The organism is Sulfurovum sp., assembly GCF_041551015.1.
Classification (GTDB): Bacteria; Campylobacterota; Campylobacteria; order Campylobacterales; family Sulfurovaceae; genus Sulfurovum.
The window spans coordinates 1-23996 of record NZ_JBFENQ010000012.1 but is presented as its reverse complement, the minus strand read 5'-3'; the positions used below and the strand labels follow the sequence as shown (position 1 = coordinate 23996).

General features: G+C 36.3%; 29 protein-coding genes. 18 read left to right on the top strand and 11 right to left on the bottom strand.

What is annotated here, in order from left to right:
• From ABZC96_RS01780 to ABZC96_RS01735, 10 genes are all read left to right on the top strand, one after another.
• The coding region (locus ABZC96_RS01780) for a DUF167 domain-containing protein (RefSeq protein ID WP_373028655.1) at positions 1-222 on the top strand (222 nt) is incomplete at its 5' end.
• Complete coding sequence (locus ABZC96_RS01775; RefSeq protein ID WP_373028653.1) at positions 209-946, top strand: pseudouridine synthase; 738 nt, start codon at positions 209-211, stop codon at positions 944-946. The genes ABZC96_RS01780 and ABZC96_RS01775, both read left to right, overlap by 14 nt.
• A gap of 58 nt (positions 947-1004) precedes the next feature.
• Complete coding sequence (gene ffh, locus ABZC96_RS01770; RefSeq protein ID WP_373028652.1) at positions 1005-2363, top strand: signal recognition particle protein; 1359 nt, start codon at positions 1005-1007, stop codon at positions 2361-2363.
• A 235-nt stretch (positions 2364-2598) separates the two neighbouring features.
• A complete protein-coding gene (gene rpsP / locus ABZC96_RS01765; protein ID WP_373028651.1) occupies positions 2599-2829 on the top strand; it encodes a 30S ribosomal protein S16 in 231 nt (76 codons plus the stop codon).
• Between the two features lie 5 nt (positions 2830-2834).
• Positions 2835-3077: a KH domain-containing protein gene (locus ABZC96_RS01760; RefSeq protein ID WP_373028649.1), complete on the top strand. Its 243-nt coding sequence runs from the start codon at positions 2835-2837 to the stop codon at positions 3075-3077.
• 4 nt (positions 3078-3081) lie between these two features.
• Entirely contained in the window at positions 3082-3609 is a 528-nt protein-coding gene (gene rimM, locus ABZC96_RS01755; protein ID WP_373028647.1) for a ribosome maturation factor RimM, read from the top strand.
• Between the two features lie 118 nt (positions 3610-3727).
• The gene (trmD, locus tag ABZC96_RS01750) at positions 3728-4423 is read left to right on the top strand and encodes a tRNA (guanosine(37)-N1)-methyltransferase TrmD (RefSeq protein WP_373028645.1); all 696 of its coding nucleotides are present in this window, start codon (positions 3728-3730) and stop codon (positions 4421-4423) included.
• Entirely contained in the window at positions 4413-4772 is a 360-nt protein-coding gene (rplS, locus tag ABZC96_RS01745) for a 50S ribosomal protein L19 (RefSeq protein ID WP_373028644.1), read from the top strand. Before trmD ends, rplS begins: the two co-directional genes overlap by 11 nt.
• 201 nt (positions 4773-4973) lie before the next feature.
• Entirely contained in the window at positions 4974-5537 is a 564-nt protein-coding gene (locus ABZC96_RS01740) for a hypothetical protein (protein WP_373028643.1), read from the top strand.
• Positions 5538-5544: 7 nt separating this feature from the next.
• Positions 5545-6468: a hypothetical protein gene (locus tag ABZC96_RS01735; RefSeq protein WP_373028642.1), complete on the top strand. Its 924-nt coding sequence runs from the start codon at positions 5545-5547 to the stop codon at positions 6466-6468.
• Positions 6469-6471: 3 nt separating this feature from the next.
• Here the strand turns inward: ABZC96_RS01735 and ABZC96_RS01730 are convergent, their stop codons facing one another.
• On the bottom strand, positions 6472-6954 hold the full coding sequence (locus ABZC96_RS01730; protein WP_373028641.1) for a HugZ family protein: 483 nt from the start codon (positions 6952-6954) through the stop codon (positions 6472-6474).
• 2 nt (positions 6955-6956) lie between these two features.
• Complete coding sequence (gene smpB / locus ABZC96_RS01725) at positions 6957-7418, bottom strand: SsrA-binding protein SmpB (protein ID WP_373028640.1); 462 nt, start codon at positions 7416-7418, stop codon at positions 6957-6959.
• A 61-nt stretch (positions 7419-7479) separates the two neighbouring features.
• Here smpB and truC point away from each other — a divergent pair, with 61 nt between their 5' ends.
• The 5 genes from truC (at position 7480) to ABZC96_RS01700 (ending at position 11730) form a co-directional block, all read left to right on the top strand.
• Positions 7480-8226: a tRNA pseudouridine(65) synthase TruC gene (gene truC, locus ABZC96_RS01720; RefSeq protein WP_373028638.1), complete on the top strand. Its 747-nt coding sequence runs from the start codon at positions 7480-7482 to the stop codon at positions 8224-8226.
• Between the two features lie 158 nt (positions 8227-8384).
• Positions 8385-8942 carry an ATP-dependent zinc protease gene (locus ABZC96_RS01715; protein WP_373028636.1) on the top strand — a complete coding sequence of 186 codons (558 nt, stop codon included), beginning with the start codon at positions 8385-8387 and terminating at the stop codon, positions 8940-8942.
• Between the two features lie 11 nt (positions 8943-8953).
• Positions 8954-10483, top strand: coding sequence for an inactive transglutaminase family protein (locus ABZC96_RS01710; RefSeq protein ID WP_373028635.1), 1530 nt, complete (start codon positions 8954-8956; stop codon positions 10481-10483).
• A 3-nt stretch (positions 10484-10486) separates the two neighbouring features.
• Positions 10487-11443: an alpha-L-glutamate ligase-like protein gene (locus ABZC96_RS01705; protein WP_373028634.1), complete on the top strand. Its 957-nt coding sequence runs from the start codon at positions 10487-10489 to the stop codon at positions 11441-11443.
• 50 nt (positions 11444-11493) lie between these two features.
• Positions 11494-11730 carry a VF530 family DNA-binding protein gene (locus ABZC96_RS01700; protein ID WP_373028633.1) on the top strand — a complete coding sequence of 79 codons (237 nt, stop codon included), beginning with the start codon at positions 11494-11496 and terminating at the stop codon, positions 11728-11730.
• A 5-nt stretch (positions 11731-11735) separates the two neighbouring features.
• On the opposite strand, the gene ABZC96_RS01695 is transcribed toward ABZC96_RS01700, so the two are convergent.
• The 4 genes from ABZC96_RS01695 to ABZC96_RS01680 form a co-directional block, all read right to left on the bottom strand.
• Positions 11736-12698 (bottom strand): acyl-CoA desaturase, encoded by a 963-nt coding sequence (locus ABZC96_RS01695; RefSeq protein ID WP_373028632.1) that lies wholly within the window; start codon positions 12696-12698, stop codon positions 11736-11738.
• A gap of 114 nt (positions 12699-12812) precedes the next feature.
• Positions 12813-13583, bottom strand: a complete 771-nt coding sequence (locus ABZC96_RS01690) for a 4-(cytidine 5'-diphospho)-2-C-methyl-D-erythritol kinase (protein ID WP_373028630.1) — start codon at positions 13581-13583, stop codon at positions 12813-12815.
• A complete protein-coding gene (truB, locus tag ABZC96_RS01685; protein ID WP_373028628.1) occupies positions 13571-14413 on the bottom strand; it encodes a tRNA pseudouridine(55) synthase TruB in 843 nt (280 codons plus the stop codon). The genes ABZC96_RS01690 and truB overlap by 13 nt, the downstream gene beginning before the upstream one ends.
• A gap of 217 nt (positions 14414-14630) precedes the next feature.
• Positions 14631-16697: an ATP-dependent helicase gene (locus tag ABZC96_RS01680; RefSeq protein WP_373028626.1), complete on the bottom strand. Its 2067-nt coding sequence runs from the start codon at positions 16695-16697 to the stop codon at positions 14631-14633.
• A gap of 206 nt (positions 16698-16903) precedes the next feature.
• On the opposite strand from ABZC96_RS01680, the gene ABZC96_RS01675 reads away from it, so the two are divergent.
• The gene (locus ABZC96_RS01675) at positions 16904-17806 is read left to right on the top strand and encodes a LysR substrate-binding domain-containing protein (RefSeq protein WP_373028625.1); all 903 of its coding nucleotides are present in this window, start codon (positions 16904-16906) and stop codon (positions 17804-17806) included.
• A gap of 9 nt (positions 17807-17815) precedes the next feature.
• Here the strand turns inward: ABZC96_RS01675 and ABZC96_RS01670 are convergent, their stop codons facing one another.
• The 5 genes from ABZC96_RS01670 to yidD form a co-directional block, all read right to left on the bottom strand.
• The gene (locus tag ABZC96_RS01670; protein ID WP_373028624.1) at positions 17816-18277 is read right to left on the bottom strand and encodes a hypothetical protein; all 462 of its coding nucleotides are present in this window, start codon (positions 18275-18277) and stop codon (positions 17816-17818) included.
• On the bottom strand, positions 18277-18891 hold the full coding sequence (locus ABZC96_RS01665; protein ID WP_373028622.1) for an aminotransferase class IV family protein: 615 nt from the start codon (positions 18889-18891) through the stop codon (positions 18277-18279). Before ABZC96_RS01665 ends, ABZC96_RS01670 begins: the two co-directional genes overlap by 1 nt.
• A complete protein-coding gene (gene cysK / locus ABZC96_RS01660) occupies positions 18891-19811 on the bottom strand; it encodes a cysteine synthase A (protein WP_373028621.1) in 921 nt (306 codons plus the stop codon). The genes ABZC96_RS01665 and cysK overlap by 1 nt, the downstream gene beginning before the upstream one ends.
• 101 nt (positions 19812-19912) lie before the next feature.
• A complete protein-coding gene (gene pyrC / locus ABZC96_RS01655; RefSeq protein ID WP_373028620.1) occupies positions 19913-20923 on the bottom strand; it encodes a dihydroorotase in 1011 nt (336 codons plus the stop codon).
• Positions 20901-21263, bottom strand: a complete 363-nt coding sequence (gene yidD / locus ABZC96_RS01650) for a membrane protein insertion efficiency factor YidD (RefSeq protein ID WP_373028619.1) — start codon at positions 21261-21263, stop codon at positions 20901-20903. The genes pyrC and yidD overlap by 23 nt, the downstream gene beginning before the upstream one ends.
• A gap of 62 nt (positions 21264-21325) precedes the next feature.
• On the opposite strand from yidD, the gene ABZC96_RS01645 reads away from it, so the two are divergent.
• Together ABZC96_RS01645 and ABZC96_RS01640 are read left to right on the top strand one after the other, a co-directional pair.
• Complete coding sequence (locus ABZC96_RS01645) at positions 21326-22693, top strand: hypothetical protein (protein WP_373028618.1); 1368 nt, start codon at positions 21326-21328, stop codon at positions 22691-22693.
• A gap of 262 nt (positions 22694-22955) precedes the next feature.
• On the top strand, positions 22956-23996 hold a 1041-nt coding region (locus ABZC96_RS01640; protein ID WP_373028616.1), incomplete at its 3' end, for an OprD family outer membrane porin.

Genomic DNA, 23996 nt, shown 5'->3' with positions numbered 1-23996 from the left:
TTTTGTGAAGCCTATGGTGATGATAGTATTAAGATACGGATTAAAGCACCTGCAGTAGAAGGTGCAGCAAACAAAGAGTTAATAAAGTTTCTTGCAAAAAGTTTTAAAGTCTCAAAAAGTGATATACTTTTTAAAACAGGACAAAACAGCAAGATTAAAATAGTGGCATTCCCACTGAATGATAAATTTAAAGATTGGATAGAAGAAAATGGCTACAGATAAAGCATATAAAGTCCTTGCAATGGCAAAAGACATTTCAAACAACAAAGCGAAAGAACTAATAGACAGAGGGCTTGTCTATGTTGAAGATAAAAAAGTAAAGATCGCAAGAGCGGAGATAAGTACAGATACGATCTTCCGTATAGAATACCCTGAAGATATAGAGATACTCTACGAAGATGAAGATATCATCGCTGTAAACAAACCTGCACAAGTGGACAGCTATGAGATTCAAGACTCCATAGCAGGTGCAGAACTTCTTCACAGACTTGATAGAGATACATCGGGTGTACTGTTGTTAGGGAAAAACAGAGCGTTTATAGAACGTGCTATAAAAGAGTTTAAAAACCGAAATGTTGAAAAACATTATGTAGCATGGGTTGAGGGTGTCATTTATGAAAAAGTGGAGATAGACGAACCTATCTTTACCGTTAAAAAAGGTAAAGCATTTTCAATGATAGACCCGGTACGTGGTAAAAAAGCACATACAATAGTCAAACCTGAAGAGATACAAGGTAAAAAGTCTAAAGTACATATAGAGATCACTACAGGAAGAACACATCAGATCCGTGTACACCTTGCACATATAGGACATCCTATAGTAGGTGATGAACAGTATGGAAGCCGTACACAGTCGAAACGTATACTTTTACACTCTGCTAAAATGAAAATACTTGATTATGAGTTTAATGCAGCAGAGCCAAAAGACATCGCGAGATATAAGTAAATCTTAGATAAAATCGCAACATTATATTGAGAAAAATAGAGAAGAAATAGGGTAAGAAATGTTTGATACTTTAACCGACAGTTTTAAAAATGCCATAGGCAAAATTCGTTTTCATGATGATGAAAAAGCACTTAAAAAAGCAACTGCAGAACTTAAGAAATCACTTTTAAAAGCAGATGTACATCATAAAGTAGTCAAGGAACTCATCGCTAGTGTTGAGAGTGAAACGAAGCAGCATGGTGTAGGTAAAGACAACTTTTTAAGAGCACTACAAAGTAAACTTACAGATATTTTAACGATTGAAGGTGCACCAAAAGGGTTTACTTTTGCTTCTAAACCGCCAACCGTAGTACTTATGATTGGTTTACAGGGTTCTGGTAAAACAACAACTACAGGTAAACTAGCCTATTTCCTCAAAGAGCAAAAAAAGAAAAAAGTACTTGTCATTGCAGCTGACTTGCAAAGACTTGCTGCGGTTGAACAACTTAAACAGATCACAGCAGGTATAGAAGTAGAACTTGTAGCTGATGAGAATGCAACACCTGTAGAGATAGTCAAACAGGGACTTGCAAAGGCAGAAAAAGAACTTTATGATGTTGTCCTCATAGATACAGCCGGACGTTTGGCTATAGATGAGGAGCTTATGGATGAGCTGGCAGAAGTGAAGAGCGTAGCTAACCCGGATGAACTTTTTTATGTGGCTGATGCAATGACAGGTCAGGATGCAGTGAGAACAGCACAAACCTTTAAAGAGAAGATAGGCATCACAGGTGTCGTACTTTCCAAGTTTGATGGTGATTCTAAGGGTGGTGTTGCACTTGGTCTTACAGAGCAGGTGGGGGTACCACTTCGTTTCATCGGTGCGGGTGAAAAGATGCCAGATCTTGAGCAATTTATTTCAGACAGGATCGTAAGCCGTTTAATGGGTGCAGGAGATGTTGAATCTCTTGCAGAAAAAGCAGCAGCTGCCATAGATCCTAAAGAGGCAAAGAGGTTTACACAGAAGATAAAAAAAGGTCAGTTCAATTTTAATGACTTCTTAGCTCAAATGGAACAGATGAAAAAGCTTGGAAGTATGAAGTCTATCATGGGTATGATACCTGGTATGGGGAACATGGCAAAGCAGATAGGTGACATGGATCTGGAAAACTCTGAGGAGATCAAAATGATCAAAGCAATGGTCTCTTCTATGACACCTAAAGAGAGAGAAGATCCGGATCTTCTTACTAACACACGCAAAAGACGTTTGGCAGCAGGTGCAGGACTTGACCAGGTACAGGTAAACCGTGTACTTAAACAGTTTAAAAATGCAGCAAAGATGGCGAAAAAGTTATCAGGGAAAGGCGGTATGAAACAGATGCAAGATATGATGGCACAGATGCAAGGCGGCGGTGGTTTCCCTGGTGTACCACGCTAAGATTTGATACGCTTCTGTATGAAGCTTATACAACTACTCTCCTTATACGTGAGAGAACCATAGACTTTAATAAAATCTTTATAATATTTATGGTAGAATCGCGTTCCAAAAGAATTTATGAAGTGTTGATGAGTGTTTTAGTCATTAAAAAACAGTTGTCAGTACTTGTTACGAAAATGCGTAGCTTTTCCTCAAGATAGGCATTAAAACAAATGAAAAAACAAAAGGACACAATATGACAAAGATCAGAATGACAAGAATGGGTAGAAAGAAAAAACCATTTTATAGAATCGTAGTAACAGATAGCAGAAAAAGAAGAGATGGTGGTTGGATCGAAGCGATCGGTCACTATAATCCAGTAAGTGTAAACAAAGAACTTACAATCGATGAAGAAAGATTGAACTACTGGTTAAGTGTTGGTGCACAAATGAGCCCAACAGTAACTAGACTAGCAGGTAAAAAATAGTCTTAATGGTTAAAGATTTCTTACTCTCATATACCAAACTTTTGGTAAACAACCCTGAAGATATCTCCATAGAGATCGCAGAAGTTGATGAGAGTTTCGATGAGATTACGATCTTCGCGAACAGTGAAGACATAGGTAAACTTATCGGTAAAGAAGGAAGAATGATCAATTCTATTAAAACAGTCATCTCCGGCTGTAAAGCAAAAGGCGGTAAAAACTACCGCGTTAATGTAAAAGCATCTGAGTAATTTTATGTCTAGTGACAATTCTCTTATCGCTCAAATAGGGCGTACTATAGGACTTTGGGGTGACCTCAAGTTTCATCTTCATACAGATTTTCCAGAACAGTTTAAAGTAGGTAAGACTTATAAAAGTAACCGTGGTGATCTTACTATCGCAGATATTAATTTTACACGTGGGACGATTCGTTTTACAGGCTATGAAAGTATTGATTCTGCAAAAAAGTTGACCAATACCAAGCTTTTTGCAAATGAAGAACAAACAAAAGAAAATTGTGAGTTGGGTGAAGGACAACACTTTTGGTTTGATGTTATCGGCTGTGTAGTAAAACAGGATGATAAAGTTTTAGGTGTGGTAGATGATATACAACGTATGGCAGATACAGATTATCTTGCTGTGAAAACAGATGCCAGTTTGATTGATGCAGGTTTGTCAAAACAATTCTTACTCCCTTATATAGAACGTTACATTATCAAAGTAGACACGGAAGAAAAAATAGTCTATACAAAAGATGCTAAAGACATTTTAGAGGCTAGTTGAATACTCTATGCGTTGTCTTCTAATAGGACGTTTGTTAGCAAAGCCCAACAAACTACGTTGACACTATGTCAACTTTAGCAGTTGGCTAATACGGCTAGTCGTATTTAAAAGGATATTTATGAAATTTTCTTTTGTCACCCTTTTCCCAAATCTTATCAAAGGGTACTTTTCTGAGAGTATCTTAAAACGTGCGATTGAAGATGAGAAGATCTCTATAGACCTTTATAATCCACGTGATTTCACCAAAGATAAACATAACCGTGTTGATGCACCAATGATAGGTGGGGGTGCAGGTATACTTATGACACCACAACCTTTGATGGATACGATTAAAAAGATCAAAGAGGTATCTGAAAAAGCACACATAGTGTTCCTTTCTCCAGTGGGAAAACCTTTTACACAAAACGATGCAAGACGTTTAGCGAAAAAAGAACATGTTGTGCTTGTGAGTGGACGTTATGAAGGAATAGATGAACGTGTTATAGAAGCTCAGGCAGATGAACTATTTTCTATTGGGGACTTTATATTAACCGGTGGAGAGTTGGCAAGTATGGTGGTTTGTGATGCCATTAGTCGTAATGTTGAAGCGGTATTGGGTAACAGTGATTCCTTAAGTATAGAGAGTTTTGAAGAATCTCTTTTGGAAGCCCCTTCTTTTACAAAACCTAAAAATTATGAAAACAATGAAGTAGTTTCAGAATTCCTAAAGGGTAATCATAGTAAAATCACGGACTTAAAAAGAGGGCTTGCTTTGTGTAAAACAAAGTATTTTAGGCCAGACTTATACAAAAAAGGTATAACATATGAGAAATAAATACATTGAAAGCTTTGAACAAGCACAATTAGAAAACAAAAACATTCCAGTATTCAGAGCTGGTGATACACTAAGAGTAGCCGTAACTATTAATGAAGGTGAAAAGACAAGAGTTCAAAACTATGAGGGTCTTTGTATCGCAATTAGAGGTCAAGGAACTGGTAGAACATTCATGGTAAGAAAAATGGGTGCTAACTCTGTTGGTGTTGAGAGAATCTTTCCACTTTACTCAAACTCTATCGAAAGTATAGAAGTACTTAGAAGAGGTAGAATCAGAAGAGCTAAATTGTTCTATCTTAGAGAGCTTAAAGGTAAAGCAGCAAGAATCAAAGAACTCAGAAGAAAGTAATCTTTCTTTCTGCTTTGCAGCATTTCCGGCTGAATGGAGCTCATTCCTTTCAGTCACTTACTATTAGTAAGTTCTTTCACTACATGAACTCCATTCAACCAAAACTATTACAAATCAAAAAGAAATATAAACTTTCTTTATCTATATTATTTTCTAATTAATCGCTATAATATTTTAAAATTTATTTAGGGATACCCCATAATGCTATCAACCATAAAAAATAGACTACTTTCACTTTTACAACTTCTTCTTGTTATCACCTATATCATTTTTGAAGAATTAATTTGGGAGGGGATCGCAAAGCCTATTTATGATGCAATTCATGCACTAGAAATCCTTCAGAAGATCGAAGCGAAGTTGGAGAGTGTAAACCCTTCTATGATTCTTGTTATTTTTGTGGTATTGCTTACGATAGTGGAGGCATTTGGTATCTATGCAGGGATGTTATTTGTAAGTGGACAGGTTCTTTTGGGTTTAGCGCTTTATATTTCTAAAATTCCCATAGCAGCATTTACCTTTTGGCTCTTTAGAGTAACAGAAGAGAAGCTTATGCAGTTTGGATGGTTTAAATGGCTCTATGAGTGGATAATGAAAGCGATTGATTGGATCAAGTCTAGTGAGATGCATAAGAAAACTATAGAATATCTTGTGCAGATAAAGACGCGCATTAAAGTTTTAAAAGAAAAATACTTTGCAAATAAAAGTCCTTTTATGGAAAAAATGAAACGGCTTTACAAGACACTCAAAGAATCACTGAGAAAATAGATTAAATATGAAAAAACGACTTCTCTTATGGAGTACACTCCTACTTCTTGTTAGTCTCATGGTTGTGTTCAGCCATGAGGAGAGTCGTGCTTTTGTAGTAGCATTATTTTTGAGAATAGTGTTTTTCATAAAGAAAAATCTTTTTGCACTTTTGGCTGCATTTTTTCTTGTGAAAGGCAAGTTCATATTGACTCTTTTTCTTAAAAAGCTCGCACTGCTTTCTGCTACAGGTTTGGGAAAACGTTATGTAGTGGAAAAAGTGGTGATGGGAAATATCAAGACTCATTTCCTGGACCATCTTTCAAATGATATTAGGAAACTGGTGCGACATGCAAAAAAGAATTTTAAGAATTTTCCTTTAACCAAAAAATTGATGACTATTTTTGCATTCTTGGGATCATTGGGTTTCATAGGTAAATTCATGGGCGGGATGCTTGCTGTGAAAGTTTTCGTAGCTAAAGTATGGAGCTTTTTACTGGCAATATTTCTTAAAGTTGGTACAGCTGTTGCCTATTTTTTTACAGATTACTTATGGGGAAGTTGGCTTGCCCCCATTGTTGAAGTCATCATCTTCACTTGGCTGCTGTCTTGGATGGAAAAGGTTCCATTTTTGGCTAAGGGATTACGAAAGATTTATGCTTCTTTTGTATTATGGTTTGGCTGGATGGAGTATTATGTGGAAAAGGTATTTCATATACCTGTAAAAAGCTTTTTAAAGTGGTTGGTTAAAAAGATACAAAAGAGTATCTATAGCTTCATAGGGTATGAACGAGTCTCATTATGGAAAAAAGTGAAGCAAAACAGAGTCATTAAACCAAATACACATACCAAACTCATAAATAAACGTAAAAAGAGAACACAAGAGAAGAAAGAGCATACTTACTTTTCTTCTAGAGAGATTTTATTAGAGAAGAGAAGGGGTCAAAAGTAGTCCTTACTTATGACCGCTATTTTCTCTCCTTGTTACGAGTTCATTCATCTTCTCTCCGCCTATGTGATAGGCTTCTCCAAATCCAAAAGTCGCTTCACCGTAAATGGGTTTGAGTGCATAAAGGTTAAAGTCTTTCATCCCCATGAGCATCGTTACCATATTAGCGTCAAATTTATCTTGAAAATTTTCCATAACAGTGTTAAATGTCTCCTCATCTCTAGAGATAGAAGTTACATCACATTGCAAAGATATGCGTTTTCTTGCAAAGATGTTTTCACTCTTATTCTCATCTTCTATGAAAAATGCTGATGCCTTGTGTGTTGTTTGTATATTTCTTGCATGTGTCGCAATGTTTGAGATGAAGATATACACTTGTTCCCTATCGTAGTAAAAAGGTGCATAAGAGGAGAAAGGATAGCCATTACTGCCTTGTGTTCCAAGAACAACACTTTTATAACCTGACAATAGATCACTAAGTTTTTGCATCTTTACTCTTCTTTATTTTTCATCGCTTGTTGGGCTTCACGGTTGAGTGTTTTTGCTTTCATATCTGCACGTTTGTCATGAAGTTTTTTACCTTTAGCTATAGCAATACTTACTTTTGCAATGTTACGTTCATTGAAATAGATCATTAGAGGCACGATAGTAAGACCATCTTTATGTACTTTGACATAGAGTTTTTCGAGCTGTTTTTTGTGCAAGAGTAGCTTTCTTGGTGTACGTGTATCTGGAGTAAAATATTTGCTTGCTGTTTCAAGATGAGCGATATGGGCATTCATAAGATGCAGCTCACCCTGGATGAAACGACAAAAAGCATCTACTAGGTTAGCACGTTTAGCACGCAGTGCTTTGACTTCGGCACCAGACAGTACAATACCTGCTTCAAACTTTTCAAGTATCTCATAATCGTGTCTGGCTTTTTTGTTCTGTGCTACGATATTGATTGCCAAATCGTTCCTTTATGTAGAGGGCTCTATCTATATTTTGTAGAATTATATCATATAATTCACAATGGATAATACAGAAATAAACCCTTTGGAAATACTCTATCAGGATGAGTATCTTGTGGCTATCAATAAACCATCAGGTTTGCTTGTACATAAGTCACCTATAGACAAACATGAAACACAGTTTGCCTTACAGTTGATACGCGATCAGATAGGAAAATATGTCTATCCAATTCATCGTTTGGATAAGCCTACCTCAGGGGTATTGCTTTTTGCATTAAGTGCCGAGATGGCACAGACGATGTCTCTTCTTTTTCGTTCATCCCAGGTACATAAAGAGTATATTGCTATCGTACGTGGATTTACAGAAGATACTTCACTCATAGACTACCCACTCAAACAGATGTTGGATACCAAAGAGCAAAAAAAACAAGGTATTACAAAAGAAGTACAAGAGGCACAAACACAGTTCCAACGTCTGGCTACAGTGGAGTTACCCTTTCCTGTAAGCCGTTATCCCGTGGCACGCTATTCATTGATAAAACTTCTTCCAAAAACTGGGAGAAAACATCAACTTAGACGCCATATGAAACATATATTTCATCCCATTGTGGGAGATACGAAACATGGAAGAGGAGAGCATAATAAACTTTTTCGTGAGAAATATGAATGTTATAGGCTTCTCCTACATTCAAATAAAATTTCTTTTATACATCCTATAGGTAAAGAAAAATTAGTGATAGCTGCCTCATTAGATAGTACTTGGATGAGATTGTTCAGAGATTTTGGCTGGAAGAAGATCGTCTATTAATATATGCTCCTTCTTATCGGGCAGTATTGGTCTAAAGCTAATCTTAAAAGTAATATATTTTTGCTATAACATCGAAATATAATCACTGTAAGAAAGAGGCAGACTGTATCCTCTTCTATGGTATAATTATATAAATATTTACTATATGGAGTTTAGCAATGATCTTACCAATAAGATGGCACTACAGCATACTATTTTTCTTTATACTTTGCACTACATCTTTCATACATGCTAAAGAAGATACTATAGTACAAAATAGTATTATGGAGAATGTCAATACACAAAAATCGGGTGCTAAGAAAATTATTGGTGCTATAGAAAATGTTCGACTTGTACCACCGAATATCATACTTAAAGCACGTATTGATACCGGTGCCAAAACCACATCTGTTGATGCACGAAATATTACACCTTTTGAGCGTGATGGAAAACAGTGGGTACGTTTTGTCTGTATGGATGGAGAAAAGGAACACATCATTGAAAGAAAAGTAGTCAAAACTGTACAAATTAAACGTCATGGGGAGGTGTCGCAAGATCGTTATGTTGTAAACATGCGTATTATACTTGGGGATGTCTCTCAACTCATTCCTGTCACTTTGAATGATAGAGATGCCTATATATATCCTGTACTGATCGGACGTAATTTTCTACGTGATTATTTCATCGTTGATGTTGCAAAAAAATATCAGTTTAAACCTATGGTTTTACCTAAATAAAAGGGAGTTTCGTGTCTAGAAAATTTCAAGTATTGCTCATTGCGCTTAGTCTGGCTTTTATAGGCTTCTTTATTGTTTGGTACAAAGTCGGAGTACTTGGGATACCATTTTTACCACATGAAAAGCGTTCAGTTTATAAGATAGGAGCAGAGATTTCTTTTGAAGGAAAGAATAAACCTGTTTTAGTCTCTATGGCATTACCAGAGCCACAAGAGGGTATACAGATACTCTCTCAAGATGTGGCATCTTCTGGTTTTGGTTATGCTGAAGCGCAGACAATAACTGGGAAAAGAGCAGAATGGAGTAAGAGAAATGTAGTTGGACCTCAAATACTTTACTATTCTATTGAAGTCTGGATAGAACCAGGAGAATTCAAGCCCGAATTGCCTCTTGTCCCTTTTGAACAGGAAATTGAAACACTGAGTGATCTTCCTGATACATTAAGAAATACAGCAAAAAACCTTCTTGATGATGTTCGATTGAGATCAGCGGATATACACTCTTTTGCAGCACAATTAATTCATGACTTTAATGCAAAAGAACCTTCGCAAGCAGTAAAAATATTGCTTGCGCAGGGAGGAGAAACCAAACTTGAAATGATCTCTCGTCTTTTGAAATACAGAAAGATATTGGTACGAAATATTTATGGGCTCTATTTGGAAAGTGAACGACGTAATATTTCATTGACACCTATGCTGGAAGTCTATGATGGAAAGAAATGGCAGCTTTATGATTTAAAAAAAGGAAAAGTTACTCGGGATAAAAACTTTTTTGTCTGGCAACAAGGTGGTGATTCATTGATTGATGTAACCGGTGCAACAAAATCCAATATACGATTTTCATTGAATGAACGTCAAGTACCAGTAGAATATCTTCTTGAAAAACAAGAGCTTCTGAAAAAAGCTGCTATATTGGATTTTTCACTTTTTTCATTACCTGTTTCAGAACAAAATGCATATAGACATATATTATTGGTGCCTTTTGGTGCATTGGTGGTGGTACTGCTAAGGATCATAGGAGGGTTGAGAACATCAGGGACATTTATGCCTGTATTGATAGCATTAGCTTTTATGGAAACAACACTATTTGCAGGACTGATTATGTTTATATTGATTGTGGGTATGGGATTGGTTATTCGCTCTTATTTAAGCACGCTTAACTTGTTACTGGTGGCAAGGATCTCAGCGGTTATGATCGTCGTTATAGTGATTATGTCATTTATGAGTATTTTGAGTTTTAAACTGGGTATTAAAGAGGTACTCACGGTTACATTTTTCCCTATGATCATCTTGGCCTGGACGATTGAAAGGATGTCAATACTCTGGGAAGAAGAAGGAGCCAAAGAAGTTTTTATTCAAGGTGGAGGATCTTTGATAGTAGCCGTGTTCGCTTACTTTGTGATGAGTGACCCTTTTGTTTCACATATTGCCTTTAACTTTCCGGAATTACTCTTTGTGGTATTGGCAGCAATTATCATGTTGGGGCGTTATAGTGGCTACCGATTGAGTGAATTAATTCGTTTTAAATCTATGATGGACTAGGACATGTTGGCTAATCCTTTTAAGCTCAAAAAACTTGGTATATTGGGTATGAATAAACGTAATATACATTATATCGGTGCACAAAATGATCGTAAGTTTTACCCTCTGGTAGATAATAAACTTAAGACAAAAGTAGTTGCACAAAATGCTGGTATTGCTGTACCTAAATTACTTGCAACTATCGAACGCCAGTCCCAACTACGTAACCTAAAAAATATTTTAGCCGGTCTTGATAAATTTGTTCTCAAACCTGCTCAAGGAAGTGGGGGGAAAGGTATTTTAGTGATTATGCAACGTGAAGGTGATGAGTTTATTAAGCCAAATGGACAGAGGTTACAACTTAGAGATATCCAGCGTGATATTTCCAACATACTAAGTGGTCTTTACTCTTTGGGAGGTAAGCCTGATGTTGCAATGATTGAACAATTGGTAGAATTTGATCCTATTTTTGACCGTTACAGTTATGAAGGTGTTCCAGATATCAGAGTTATAGTCTATAAAGGTTATCCTGCTATGGCTATGTTACGATGCTCAACAAGCGAAAGTGACGGTAAAGCTAATTTGCATCAGGGTGCAGTGGGTGTTGGTATCGATATGGCATCCGGGAAATCACTTTTTTCTGTACAGCATGGCTCTCCAATAACACATCACCCCGATACAGGGTATGATTTTTCAGGGCTTAAAATACCGTATTGGGAAAAAATACTCACTCTGGCAGCATCATGTTATGAAGTGACTCATTTAGGATACCTGGGTGCAGATATTGTACTGGATAAAAATTTAGGTCCTTTGATATTGGAACTCAATGCACGTCCAGGTTTGGCAATACAAATTGCCAATAAAGCTGGTGCAATACATCGTTACGACATGATAGATAAGCAGAAAGGTCACCTAGATGTCCAAGAGAGAGTTAAATTTTCGATGAAGAACTTTGGTACAAGCGAGCCAAATAACAAATAAGAGCGATTAAATTCAATCGAAGCAGAGGCCAAAAAAATGGAAATAACCTGATGAATAATGAACATAAAAACAACCCTTTACACGGCATTAAATTAAAACAAATACTTGAAGAGTTACAAGAAGAGTACGGCTGGGAACTGTTAGGACAGTTTGTAAATATAAGATGTTTTAATTATGATCCCAGTATCAATTCATGTCTCAAATTTTTAAGAAAAACACCTTGGGCACGAGATAAAGTTGAAGAACTGTATTTACTTATGCTCAAGAAGAAAGCAAAAGAGGAATAGAAACTTCAATACTCTTTTAACGCGTTATTGATCTGTATATATGCCATTATAGGTGTCGTTTCAAAATACGGTATATTGTACTTTCGGGCAAACTCTTTTGTCATCTTCTGTACTTTAAGAAGATTAAAACGTGGTGCTTTAGGAAAGAGGTGATGCTCTATTTGTGTATTGAGTCCACCGTAGAACCAGTGTACTAAAAAACCGCCTTTCAAAGAACGGCTTCCTCTCATTTGCAGTTCCATCCAAGAGAAATCTTTGGCTTCTTCTTCATTAAATGTTTCACAACCCAAGTGGTTTGTAATGAAACCAAAAGCAAGCCATGGGGAGAGTACAAAGTTAAGTGTTAATGCTACGATAAGTGTATCGGCCGCACCAATTTGGTAAATCAGGGTTCCCCAAATGAGTGGCCAGTGAAGCAGCATTAGTGAAAACTCTCCCCAGAGTTTTCGTGTGATCACAAATTTGTATGACTGTGCTATAAATGCAGGGAACATAAAAAACATTGCTCCCCAAAAGATGATGTGTTTATACTTTTTGATAAAAGGTTTGTTTCCTTTATTGGGCGTAAATGCACCATCAAGGGCACGGATATCTGCATCTTTTTCTACAATATTACAGTAGGTGTGGTGATTGACATTGTGTTTATAGTCCCACCATGAAGAGGAGTTGCTGAGTATGAGTGCAGAAAAAGGGTAAGAGAGTTTTTTGGAAAGGGATTTGTTTTTAAAATATTGTGTGTGTAATATGTCATGAGAGACAAATACAGAACGCGTAAAAAGCAGTGTTAAAAAGAGTCCTAAAATTATAGGGTTCCAAAGTGCTGCAGTTACAAGTGCAATTATTATGGAGCCAAGAATGGCGATCATTTCTATGCTACCTCGAACAGGTACACGGTTGAGTAGACCGGCGTTACGTACTTGTTCTTTGAGTTCATCGAAAATATCAGGATATTGGGAGAGTTTAGACATTATTACTATTTCTTTACATTAAATTTTTTTATTATAACCAGTATAGGTTAATAGTTTATCTTTTGAATAAAGAGATACTAATTAAATGAGATAAAAGGATCGATAGGAATCAATTTAAACCAAGTGGAAAAATGTACTTCCGCTTCCTGAAAAGAACCATCCTTCCTTGGCAACATTCTTTAGCTCAGGATAAGCGATAAGTGCTGCATTGTAAAGGTCATTCAGTCTAACAGGATCTGCAATGAGTTCCAGCAAAGTTTTTGAGTCTAGTTTTCCCCATCCTATGAAAGAACTGAGAGTAATATCATCCAAAAGATGTTCTTTAAATGTTTTATAGACTACTGTAGTGTCACATCTTATGTCAGGAGTATAGAGTTCTAAAGAGAGCGGTTCTTCTTCAAAAGGTTCGACTATCTCACCAAAACCGCTTACATTTGCAGAAGGGTAATTGTAGATGAAAAAGGGCAGGTCAGCACCTATAGTACTTCCCAGTTTCGCTAACTCTTTAGTACTGATCATAAGGTTACAGACTTCTTTTACCAAACGCATAAAAGCAGCAGCATCAGAACTTCCACCACCTAAACCTGCCTGACTTGGTATACGTTTGGTGACGACGACTTTATGTTTGTAAAAGAAGTTGAGTATATCTAGATCACCGGTATAGTTGTTGAGTGCTTTATATGCTTTATAGATGGTATTAGACTCAAGAGGGATATCCTCACAGCCATCTATGGTAAAGGTTTCACATTCACATGGTTCAAAGGTGATGGTGTCATATAGATCCTCTACTCTCATAAATCTTGAGAGCAAGGTATGGTATCCGTCTTTATGACCAGTGATCTTTAAAAAAATGTTCACTTTTGCGTGCGCTTTTATACTGTACATGACTCTTCCTCAAACTTTGGGATACGGTTAAATCTATATTTGACCTCTTCACCTGCTATTTCGATGATAGAGAAAAAGTTTGAAGTCTCTATAAGATAGACACCATCCTCCTTTGTTTCAAAATATTCTCGTGAAAGTTTTTTACCCAGTTCCATATACTCCTCATCACCTGTGTAAACATTGGAAGGAATATCCAAATGTGTAAAAGGGTTCAGGGCTTTTTCATTATCAAAGTAGAATTGTCCTTCATGAATACGGTGTAAGCTTGAGAGTGTACCGTCTACTCCCAATTTGTCTGCGACAAGCGCACCTAGACTACGTATATATGTACCTTCACTGACTTTTGCTTCGAAGTGTACAAAAGGATGGTTATAGTTTAGTAGTTTAATGTCATAAATAGTAGACGTGATGGTTTTAAGTTCTACTTCCAAACCTTCACGTGCGAGTTCGTAAGCGCGCTTCCCATTGATCTTTTTTGCACAAAATTTTGGCGGATAATAGGTAAGTTCACCTTTGAGCGAAAGTAAAGCTTCCTCTATTCGTCGTTCTGTAAAAGGAGATACCTCTTTAATGCTGTCTATCTTCTCAATGTCAAGGCTTGGGGAGTTTGCTCCTAGCCATAGTGTAGCTTTATAGCTTTTAGGCGTTTTATTGAGGTATTGGAACAGTTTGGTGTATTGTCCGGTAGCAACAATGAGACATCCTGTGGCAAAAGGGTCAAGTGTACCGGAAAACCCTACTTTTTTCGTCCCATACTTACGTTTGACATACCCCATGTATCCGTTAGAAGATCTAAAAATAGGTTTATTGACTACAAATAATCTATTCACAGTTGATTTCCTTTAGTATTCACTTTTAATCACACGCAGTGTGCCTTGTCGTTTCGAACGCCCTTGTAAGTAAAGCGATTCGAGAGATACGACGATTTTTGCTTCGTTTTTTTAAAAAATGAAGGGGAAGCACCATCACAGTTCAAATATAAGGTAATTGAAAAAAATTACAAATCTAAAATAGTAGTAAATTTCAATTGCATAATAGAGTTATACTTTATATTGATTGAACAAATGAACTTAAAATTTCTTTTTTATTTCCGCCAAAGTTAATAAGAAGTTTGTACTCTTTACCGGATTTGTTGGCAGCTTGTACACGTCCGATACCAAAGATCTTGTGTTTAACCAAGTCCCCTTTTTTAAAAGCAGAACTTTTTGTGATCTTGAGGCTTGTCTCTTGGATGAGCCCAGCTTCACCTAGAAAACGGCTCTTGTCTATCATTTTACGGCGACCCTTGTAAAAACGACTGTCGACATAACAAAGTGTAAGATCCGACTTCGCTCTAGTGATCGCTACATAGCCTAGACGACGCTCCTCTTCCATATTTGAGCCTTCACCGAGCAGAGGAAAGAACTCTTCTTCAAGACCTATGACAAAAAGGTGTTCAAACTCCAATCCCTTTGCCGCATGTATACTCATAATGGTGATAGTGTCTTCTTCAACCTGATCTTGATCGCTTTGTAGTGAGATGTCATTGAGAAACTCATCAAGTGTAAGATCAGGATTTTTGATCACGGCATCTCTGAAGTACCCATAAAATTCATCAATATTCAAGATACGGTCAAAGCCATCTACCATACCGGCATAATGATCTTTAAGCTTGATACGCTCTTCAAAGAGAGTAATAAAGTTACCAAGTTCATTTTCCAAAGCTTCTTGCAAAAATTTGATATCTTCGGCAAGTTGACCCAAAGCAGTGGCTACTTTTTTACTAATGATAGAAGGAAGTTCACCTTGTGCCGATTTATCTATATATTCAAATATTGACATTTTATGATCAAATGCAGCTTTCTGCAGTTTTTCTATAGATGCTTTTCCTATACCCCTTTTAGGTTTGTTGATGATACGTATAAGAGAAAAATCATCATGTGGATTGGATAGAACTCTTAAGTAAGAGATAAGATCTTTGATCTCTGCACGTTCATAAAAACGCATGCCACCGATCAGTTTGAAGCCTAAACCAGCTTTTGTAAAACCCTCTTCAAGTGAACGTGACAGTGCATTGATACGGTAAAGTACTGCTATCTCGTCCGGATCTGCACCTTCATCAAGCAGTTTTTGGATCTCATGTGCAATGGCTTTTGCTTCCATAGACTCATCAAGTGAGTGAAGTAGTTTGACCTCTTGACCTTCACCTTTATGCGAAGTAAGTTTTTTGCCTAAACGGGTTGAATTGTGTTCTATAAGCGTATTGGCAGCTTTGAGAATGGGTTCAGTAGAACGGTAATTTGTTTCAAGCTTCACGGTTTTACATGTTTCAAAGTTGTTTTCAAACTCTAAGATATTACGTATATTTGCTCCCCTCCATCCGTAAATACTTTGATCATCATCACCTACAACACAGAGATTATTATGTTCAGAGGAGAGCAGTTCAAGAAGTTGAAACTGTAGTTCATTGGTATCCTGGTACTCATCTACCATGATGTATTGGTAACGTTGACTTGTCTCTTTTCTCAGCGCATCATTTTCACTAAGTATTTTGTAGGTAAGCATTAAGAGGTCATCAAAATCTACAAGATTGTTCTCTTCAATATTTGCTTGGTACTTTACATAAATATTGGCTATTTGTTTGTAGTCAGGTAATTCAGCTTTTTCTAAAACCACTTCAGGTGAGAGTAGTGAATTTTTGTATTTTGAGATCTCAGAAGCAATAAATGATATGTTTAGGTCTACCTTTAGCTCTTTGGCTATAGAACGTAAAAGCCGTTTTTTATCATCACTGTCTATGATCACAAAGGCATTACTTCTACCCAGTTTTTCAATATGGAATTTTAAAAAGAGTAAACCAAATTTATGAAAAGTACATAAAAGTGGAGGGTAACTTACTTTTTCCGGCATGAGTTTAAGGGCACGTTCTCGCATTTCAGAAGCAGCTTTATTGGTAAAAGTAAGTGTTAAAGTGTTTGCCGGGTCTATACCTACTTCTCCTACAAGATAAGCGAGTCTTGTGGTAAGGGTTTTGGTCTTTCCACTCCCTGCACCTGCAAGGATAAGCATGGCACCATCAATATGTTCTACAGCTTCCCGCTGTGATGGGTTTAGTGCATTTAAAATTGTTTCCATAACGTAATTGTGCTCCTATATAGTATTAATTATACCTTTTAATTGATTAGAAGTGCCATAAAGGAAAAATTTAGATATTTTATGCAAAATAGAATTATTCTAATAAGAATAACTTATGTTAGATTAAGTATAATTAGATATAATGACTTTATTAACTTATATATTTATATATTTAAGAATTAGTTTAGAATTAAGGACACAATTAAATGTTAAAAGATTTTGTAAAGTTAGAGACATTTTTAACTGTAGCACGTGAAAGAAGTTTTTCTAAAGCATCTGCAAAGTTGGGAATTTCACAACCTGCGGTAACACAACAGATTAAATTTATTGAAAAATATCTGGCATGTAAGGTTATTGAGCGTAAAAAGAATGGTATTAAATTAACCAATGAGGGTGAAGAGCTCTATAAAATAGCAACAAGACTTGAAAAAGAGATAATCTCTTCAGAACAAGATATACTTAAAATCATCAATAAAGAGATCACATTTAGACTAGGTGCTTCATATACTATCGGTACATATATTATCCCGGGACAATGTCTTAATACGATTGGTGAAGCGATCAACAACAGTGTAAATTTAGATATCGATCTAAGTGATAACATCATAGAAAAACTGAAAGATAGAAAAATAGATGTGGGCCTTATTGAATCACCTATAATCGATCCAGATCTTATTTACAGAGAATGGTTGGAAGATGAACTTGTGGTTGTAAGTAATGTACCTATAGCCAAAACATTGAAAACAGAAGAGTTATATGATTTTGATTGGATCTGTAGAGATGAGGGGTCACATACAAGAAAAGTTGTTCAAGAAGTATTTGATGAATTGGGTGTTTCTTGTAAAAGCTTTAATGTACTTAGTGAAGTAAGTAATACTACTACTGTACTCCAAACACTTAAGAAGAGTGATAGAAATCCAGATAAACCAGTAGTGTCTATCATATCAAAATATGCTATTATGGATGAAGTTGCCAATGGTGAACTTTTTGAAGCAAGACTTAGAGGTTATACAATGACACGTAAATTCTTCATCGTGTACTCTAAAGAGAATAAACACAATGCATATGTAGATAATGTAGTAAATTACATCTTAGCGGGTCGCTGCTAAGAGTAGACTCTATTTTTTATTCTTGAGGAGTTTTTTATTCTCAGGATTCTTTAAAAGTGCTTCCATAGAAGATTTTTTGGATGCACTTACTTCTTTTTTCTTTTCACTCTCAATCACCGGATTTGCAAGATTAATGACTATGGGGTTATCTCCTACAAAGACTTGCTTGATAGCAAGCAGCGGTAAAGATACCGTGGAACCAAAATTTTCACTCCCAAACCCCGCTTCAAAAGAGAAATACTCTTCATCTAACTGAGCACTTTCAAAGGTAAAGCCACTCAATATAAATAGAACTGTATCATTAAATGATTCTTTGATATGGGAGGGTAATTCCGGTGTAAATGTAATGTATTTGACTTCACATGCAAGTGCAAATTCTTGATTTCTGTTAAATAGATATTTAATGGTTTCAAAGATGTGTGATTGAATAAGTGTACGATATTCAGGTGTTTGCAAAAGGTTAATGGTCATTATTTTCCCTTAATGATATTTTGTATGTTATCCATATTTAGAATTTTAAATCCTATCATAGCATTCATTAGACCCACTTGTGAATAGTTTTGAAGGTCTTCTTTCTTTATCTGCTTTGTTTTCAAAAATCCCTCATCGATCAATTTGGCTCTCATGGTACCTTCAAGTAGAGGTTTTTCAGGAGTAAACCACTGTTTCCCATCAAAGAAAGCAATGTTTGATATGGTAGTATCGGTTAGATAACCATTTTTTTCTATGATCACTTCATCTACATCTTTATTTGATTCAAGCAAGGCGTTTAAAGCATCTCTATTGGCATATTTTAAACTATATTCAATGTCTGAGGAGACGATTTTCAATTTTTGTATCTTTTTTGGAGTGTAAGGAATATAGTCTATAGAGTGTAGTGTCTCAGCATAGAGGATACGACAACGGTATAAGCCCTTATGGGGTGGATTGATGATGGAGGAAAGTTCTAGTGTATCGGTACTTTGAAATAGTGCTTTACGGCTTTGGTTACATCGTTTTTGATGGTAGCTTAGATTGTGTATTTCCCCATCTTCTATCCTGATCGTCTCTAGTAACAGAGAATCTGATGGTTGAACTTTTGACATTAGGTATCAAATAGTTCCGTAGAAAGATAACGTTCAGCTGTATCACAGAGTATCGTTACGATTGTTTTACCTTTGTTTTCCGGTCTGCTTGCTATAGTATAGGCAGCATGCAGATTTGCACCTGCTGAAATACCAATGAGCAAACCTTCTTCTCTGGCAATTTTTTGTGCCATAGCAAAAGAGGCTTCATTGCTCACTGCAAGGACTTCATCATAAATTTCTGTGTTGAGTATCTCAGGTACAAACCCTGCACCAATCCCTTGGATCTTATGCGGTCCGGCTTTTCCGCCTTCCAGAACAGGAGAGTCAGTAGGTTCAACTGCAATGATTTGAAGTGAAGGGATCTCCGTTTTGAGTATTTCCCCTGTACCTGTAAGTGTGCCACCTGTCCCTACAGCAGCTACAAAGATATCCACATTACCCTCTGTGTCTTTCAGTATCTCAGGGGCTGTTGTTTTTCGGTGGATGTCTGGGTTGTTTGGATTGTTAAATTGCTGAAGTACTTTTGCATTGTCCAGTTCTTTTTCTAATGCACCTGCTTTTGTGATGGCCCCACCCATACCTTCAGATGCAGGAGTAAGAACTAGCTCTGCACCTAAATGCATAAGAATTTTACGGCGTTCTATACTCATAGACTCAGGCATCGTTAAAATAAGTTTCAGTCCCTTTGCGGCACAAATAGCCGCAAGACCTATACCTGTGTTCCCACTCGTAGGTTCAATAATCGTTGTATTTTGATCAATTTCCCCTGATTTTAGTGCTTCATTTATCATATTGAAGGCAATTCTGTCTTTCACGGAAGAGGTAGGATTCATAAATTCGCATTTACCTAAAATAGTTGTGCCTGTCTCTTCTGAAAGTGTATTGATCTTGACTAGAGGGGTATTTCCTATAAGTGCTTCAATGTTATTTGCAATCATTTACTATCCTTCTTGATTTGTCTATATGTTAGCAAGTTATTTTTGAGTAAGTGCTTTAACCTCAGTATTTTTATTATTATATTTCAAATTCTTTTAGTCGTTTATCCATTTCTAACATCTCTTATGCTGTAGGCTAATGTTTCATCTGCATACATAGGAACAACACCGTTGTAATCTGAAGGTACGGTAAACTCTTTTTTCTCAAGCGTGACGGTTTTACTTAAAGGGGTGACACCGTAGATCTTTTGTGCATTACCTGAAATAAAGGCTTGAAGATTTTCAAGTGGAGCATTTTCATTTTCAAAAAGTTCAGCCAATACCTGTAAGGCAATGGGTGCAGTAAAGACACCCGCAGCACAGCCACAAGCCTCTTTTGCATGTTTTGGATGTGGTGCAGAGTCTGAACCGAACATGACTTTAGGATGTGCCTCAAGAGCTACTTTGAGCAGGGCACTTCTGTCTTCTGGACGTTTGGCTATAGGCTTACAAAAGAGGTGAGGTTTGAGCATACCACCCGCCACGTCATCTAGTGTGATGATAAGATGATGCAGAGTAATGGTCGCATAAAGGTTTTGAAATTTATCTAATGCTTCGACACTCTCTTTGGTTGTGATATGCTCCATAATGATCTTGAGATTAGGAAATGCTGTAGCCAATCTTTCATAAATACTGACAAATTCTGCTTCTCTGTCCATGACGAAACCATTGGTTTCTCCATGTACACATAGTGGAATATTCAGTTCACTCATTGCTTCAAGTGCAGGACGTAACTCTTCTACATCAAAACCGCTTACTCCACCTTCAGAGTTCGTGGTGATACCTGCAGGGTAGAGTTTGATCGCAGTGATCTCATCTTTGACTGATTCTAAAAATGCTTTGTCATAAGAGGGTTTGAAAAAGAGTGTCATATATGGGGTGAATTTTTCATTATCTACCGCATCCATGATACGCTGTTTGTAGGCGATAACTTCTTCTTTACTGCTTACCGGAGGCACAAGATTAGGCATAATAATAGCACCTGAAAAAGTATGGGCACTTGTTTTAGCGATATTTTCTAACATCTCTCCATCTCTGAGATGTAAGTGCATGTCAAGTGGCGCGGTTAATTGCATCAAAGTCCTTTAAAACATAAAAGTTTGTATTATCTGGGGCTGTACTTTGGGGTACCAACCAATAGATGACATTGATTTTGCCAGAAAATGTATTAAATTTGAGTAAAGCTGTAGGTTTTGGAGGTTTAAAGTGAACCAATGGATAGTCAATGCCCCCTTTAAAGAATTGATTACAGCGTAAAATGCGTAAAGAACTTGCTGCAAATGCTTTATGTGGTGCATTAAATTCAAACTGCCATTTAGCATATTCTGAACAGGAAGGATAATAGCGGCATGAGGCAGGTAACATTTTTGAAATGTATTGGTAGCCTTTGATAGGTGCTAAAAAGAAGTTTTTCATGGCTTATTATAGTTAAAAAGGAGCGTAGAGTCAATTTTTTCTTTTGTGATATAATCCCTAATATGAATAACATACAACGCAAGTTTTTAGTATCTTCAGACATTTGGCGCTGGCTTAAAAAATATACGCCAAGCACTCAGAAAACAGAACAGTTCTATACGGTTTCAAATGCTGATAAGTCGTGTTATTACCATAAACATTTTCCAGATACCTATACAAAAGTCATGGTAAATAATCATGGGCATAAAGAGATCTCATCTGTCAGTAAAGAGGAGTATACCTCCCAGCGTAAAAACCATTTGGGCAGAGTCATCGTTAAAACATCTCATACAGTCATGATAGATGGGAGTACTTCTGTTATTGAGAAATACTTAAAAAAACTTGAAGGTCTATATATACTGATCGCATATTTTCAAGATGAAAAAACATTTAGAAACTCAGAAACTGTCCAGGAATTACAACCTTTTGTTCTCAAAGAGATCGATCAGGATGATAAATATAATGATCATGCTCTTGCATTGTATGTGAAACCTATGGAGTACAATTTACAAAAGTTTTTTGAAAAGATAGATGCTTTTGAATCACCCAATCTCTTTTTTTGGCAAGTACCACAACGTGTTTATGTACGTGATGGTGTCTCTTTAGTACTTTACCGGAACATTCGTCTGATAAACTACTATAAGATGAATTTTCAGAAGAAACATTTTAGTGCAACACTGCATCGTTTACGTGTTCTTTTGCGTCGAACAGCTACTCTACTGGAGACATTTTCAGATCTGTTCAGCCAAAATGTACAGCGTTTTTGTATCGATTTACTGCAACGTTACTATGAAGAGACCAAGGTATTGCGGTATCTTTACTTTTTAAATGAACTGTGTGCCACACGCGAAGATGCTAAGTTAACACTCTATAGTGAGTTAAAAAGCCTCATCACCCAAGAAGAGAAAACTGTGACACAAATGCTCCTCTCCCAACCTTTTAGACAGATGACAAATATCCTTACAAGAGAGATCGAAGTACAGAAAAACCAAACATATACCTCTTTAAAGAGAGAGATAAAAAATGTAGTCAGAGAGCGTTTAGGACGATTTGAAATGCTTTTAGGCAAAACGAAAGAGGGCTATGATGATGAAGTGCTTGAAGAGCTTTATATCTTTATAGACTCTCTTCAAACTTTAATAGAAGATTTTTTCCATATCATAGGAGAGAAAGAGTCGCGCATTATCGTCGAGGAACTTAATATTCTTTTTAAGCCTCTGCGTGAGTACAGAAATTGTAAAGAGCGTGCCGGTATACTTAATGACATTAAAGTGAAGTCTGAAACAAAAACATTAGATATAAATCCTCTTTTATGCGAGCATGAAGAAGTTTTGAAAGATAAAATAGAGCATGCTTTGAAGTTGTTGAGAGCTTCTAAGTTTTATGTGTAATTACCCTAGATAATATACTAAGTGTCAAAGTATACTTTACCTTATAAAATATGTTAGATTATAAGGTTTTTATCTAATGTACTTTTTGATAATAAATGTTGTTTGTTACTTTGATATAAAAATTTTATCGTTATATATTAAGTTATACAACGATAAAATTTCATTTTTAACAGGAACATGAATAAAATTTACATACCGTTATATACTGAAATATATAAAGAAATAGATAATGAAAACAAAAATAAAAAAGATAATAATCTGCATGGCTTTCCTATATTCGACTGTTTGTCTACTTCAGGCCGGTGAATCACCTCAAAAACGTGAATTGAAAAATGATATGACAGAGATTTATAATATATTACCGGTTAATGCAAATAACGTCAATGAAATTTTTACAAAAGGTGAATTATACGGTAGATTGCGTTTTAATAGTTTTATATTTAATTGGGATGAAGAGATCACTGGAGTAAGGAAAGATTATTACACTATAGGTGTAGGTGGAAGTCTTATATATAAAAGTGCTTATCTCAATGGGTTTGGCTTTACATTAGGTGGATATACGACACAAAACCCATTGCATATGGATGATGAATATGTGAAGTATTATACAGTGGGTAAAGGAGTATTGAGTCGATACAAGGTAGCTACACAAGGTGAATATGGTCTTACAAGTTTAGCGCAAGCATATATGGAATACAGAACTAATAATACTTCGATCCGATTGGGACGTCAGATCTTTGAAAGTCATATGACCAAAAGCAATGATATCAAGATGATACCAAATACTTTTGAAGGTATAACATTACAGAGTGAGTTCGTTTCAAAATATAATTTCAAGGCAGCGTTTTTAACAAAACAAAAATTAAGAGACCATACTGATTTTCATCATGTCTTTGCCTATGATGACGGACCAGGTGAATATGATAAATGGAGAGAGAATGATGATACGGCGATGCATAAAGGAATCACGCTCAGTAAGCTTGAAGCTGCAGGTATAGACGATAAAATTTTATTAATTGAATTTAACAATGGTACACAAGAGGAAGTTGAATGGCTGTTTAATTATACTGCTGTACCTGAACTTTTTTCTTCTTCAACTTTGGATCTAGGATATAAATGGATGAACAATAGTTATCAAGTAGCTACAGCATTGCGTTATACGCATCAGTTTGATCATGGTGCAGGTGAAATGGGCGGTGCGAACCTCAAAACTAATACAGTTGGCTACAAGAATCCAAACAGTTTAGAAGCCGATCTTTATGGTGCTAGACTGGATATTGCAAAAGACAGTTGGAAGTTTAGG

Excerpts from the sequence above, each read along its gene's own strand:
- ABZC96_RS01695 (WP_373028632.1), bottom strand. The coding sequence starts at position 12,698 with ATGTCTAAACTCTCCCAATATCCTGATATTTTCGATGAACTCAAAGAA.
- ABZC96_RS01645 (WP_373028618.1), top strand. The coding sequence starts at position 21,326 with ATGAATAACATACAACGCAAGTTTTTAGTATCTTCAGACATTTGGCGC.
- ABZC96_RS01670 (WP_373028624.1), bottom strand. The coding sequence starts at position 18,277 with ATGACCATTAACCTTTTGCAAACACCTGAATATCGTACACTTATTCAA.
- pyrC (WP_373028620.1), bottom strand. The coding sequence starts at position 20,923 with ATGCAATTAACCGCGCCACTTGACATGCACTTACATCTCAGAGATGGA.
- truC (WP_373028638.1), top strand. The coding sequence starts at position 7,480 with ATGGATAATACAGAAATAAACCCTTTGGAAATACTCTATCAGGATGAG.
- yidD (WP_373028619.1), bottom strand. The coding sequence starts at position 21,263 with ATGAAAAACTTCTTTTTAGCACCTATCAAAGGCTACCAATACATTTCA.
- ABZC96_RS01675 (WP_373028625.1), top strand. The coding sequence starts at position 16,904 with ATGTTAAAAGATTTTGTAAAGTTAGAGACATTTTTAACTGTAGCACGT.
- rimM (WP_373028647.1), top strand. The coding sequence starts at position 3,082 with ATGTCTAGTGACAATTCTCTTATCGCTCAAATAGGGCGTACTATAGGA.
- ffh (WP_373028652.1), top strand. The coding sequence starts at position 1,005 with ATGTTTGATACTTTAACCGACAGTTTTAAAAATGCCATAGGCAAAATT.
- trmD (WP_373028645.1), top strand. The coding sequence starts at position 3,728 with ATGAAATTTTCTTTTGTCACCCTTTTCCCAAATCTTATCAAAGGGTAC.
- rplS (WP_373028644.1), top strand. The coding sequence starts at position 4,413 with ATGAGAAATAAATACATTGAAAGCTTTGAACAAGCACAATTAGAAAAC.
- ABZC96_RS01680 (WP_373028626.1), bottom strand. The coding sequence starts at position 16,697 with ATGGAAACAATTTTAAATGCACTAAACCCATCACAGCGGGAAGCTGTA.
- ABZC96_RS01760 (WP_373028649.1), top strand. The coding sequence starts at position 2,835 with ATGGTTAAAGATTTCTTACTCTCATATACCAAACTTTTGGTAAACAAC.
- ABZC96_RS01740 (WP_373028643.1), top strand. The coding sequence starts at position 4,974 with ATGCTATCAACCATAAAAAATAGACTACTTTCACTTTTACAACTTCTT.
- ABZC96_RS01735 (WP_373028642.1), top strand. The coding sequence starts at position 5,545 with ATGAAAAAACGACTTCTCTTATGGAGTACACTCCTACTTCTTGTTAGT.
- ABZC96_RS01700 (WP_373028633.1), top strand. The coding sequence starts at position 11,494 with ATGAATAATGAACATAAAAACAACCCTTTACACGGCATTAAATTAAAA.
- ABZC96_RS01715 (WP_373028636.1), top strand. The coding sequence starts at position 8,385 with ATGATCTTACCAATAAGATGGCACTACAGCATACTATTTTTCTTTATA.
- cysK (WP_373028621.1), bottom strand. The coding sequence starts at position 19,811 with ATGATTGCAAATAACATTGAAGCACTTATAGGAAATACCCCTCTAGTC.
- ABZC96_RS01705 (WP_373028634.1), top strand. The coding sequence starts at position 10,487 with ATGTTGGCTAATCCTTTTAAGCTCAAAAAACTTGGTATATTGGGTATG.
- rpsP (WP_373028651.1), top strand. The coding sequence starts at position 2,599 with ATGACAAAGATCAGAATGACAAGAATGGGTAGAAAGAAAAAACCATTT.
- ABZC96_RS01690 (WP_373028630.1), bottom strand. The coding sequence starts at position 13,583 with ATGTACAGTATAAAAGCGCACGCAAAAGTGAACATTTTTTTAAAGATC.
- ABZC96_RS01775 (WP_373028653.1), top strand. The coding sequence starts at position 209 with ATGGCTACAGATAAAGCATATAAAGTCCTTGCAATGGCAAAAGACATT.
- ABZC96_RS01665 (WP_373028622.1), bottom strand. The coding sequence starts at position 18,891 with ATGTCAAAAGTTCAACCATCAGATTCTCTGTTACTAGAGACGATCAGG.
- ABZC96_RS01730 (WP_373028641.1), bottom strand. The coding sequence starts at position 6,954 with ATGCAAAAACTTAGTGATCTATTGTCAGGTTATAAAAGTGTTGTTCTT.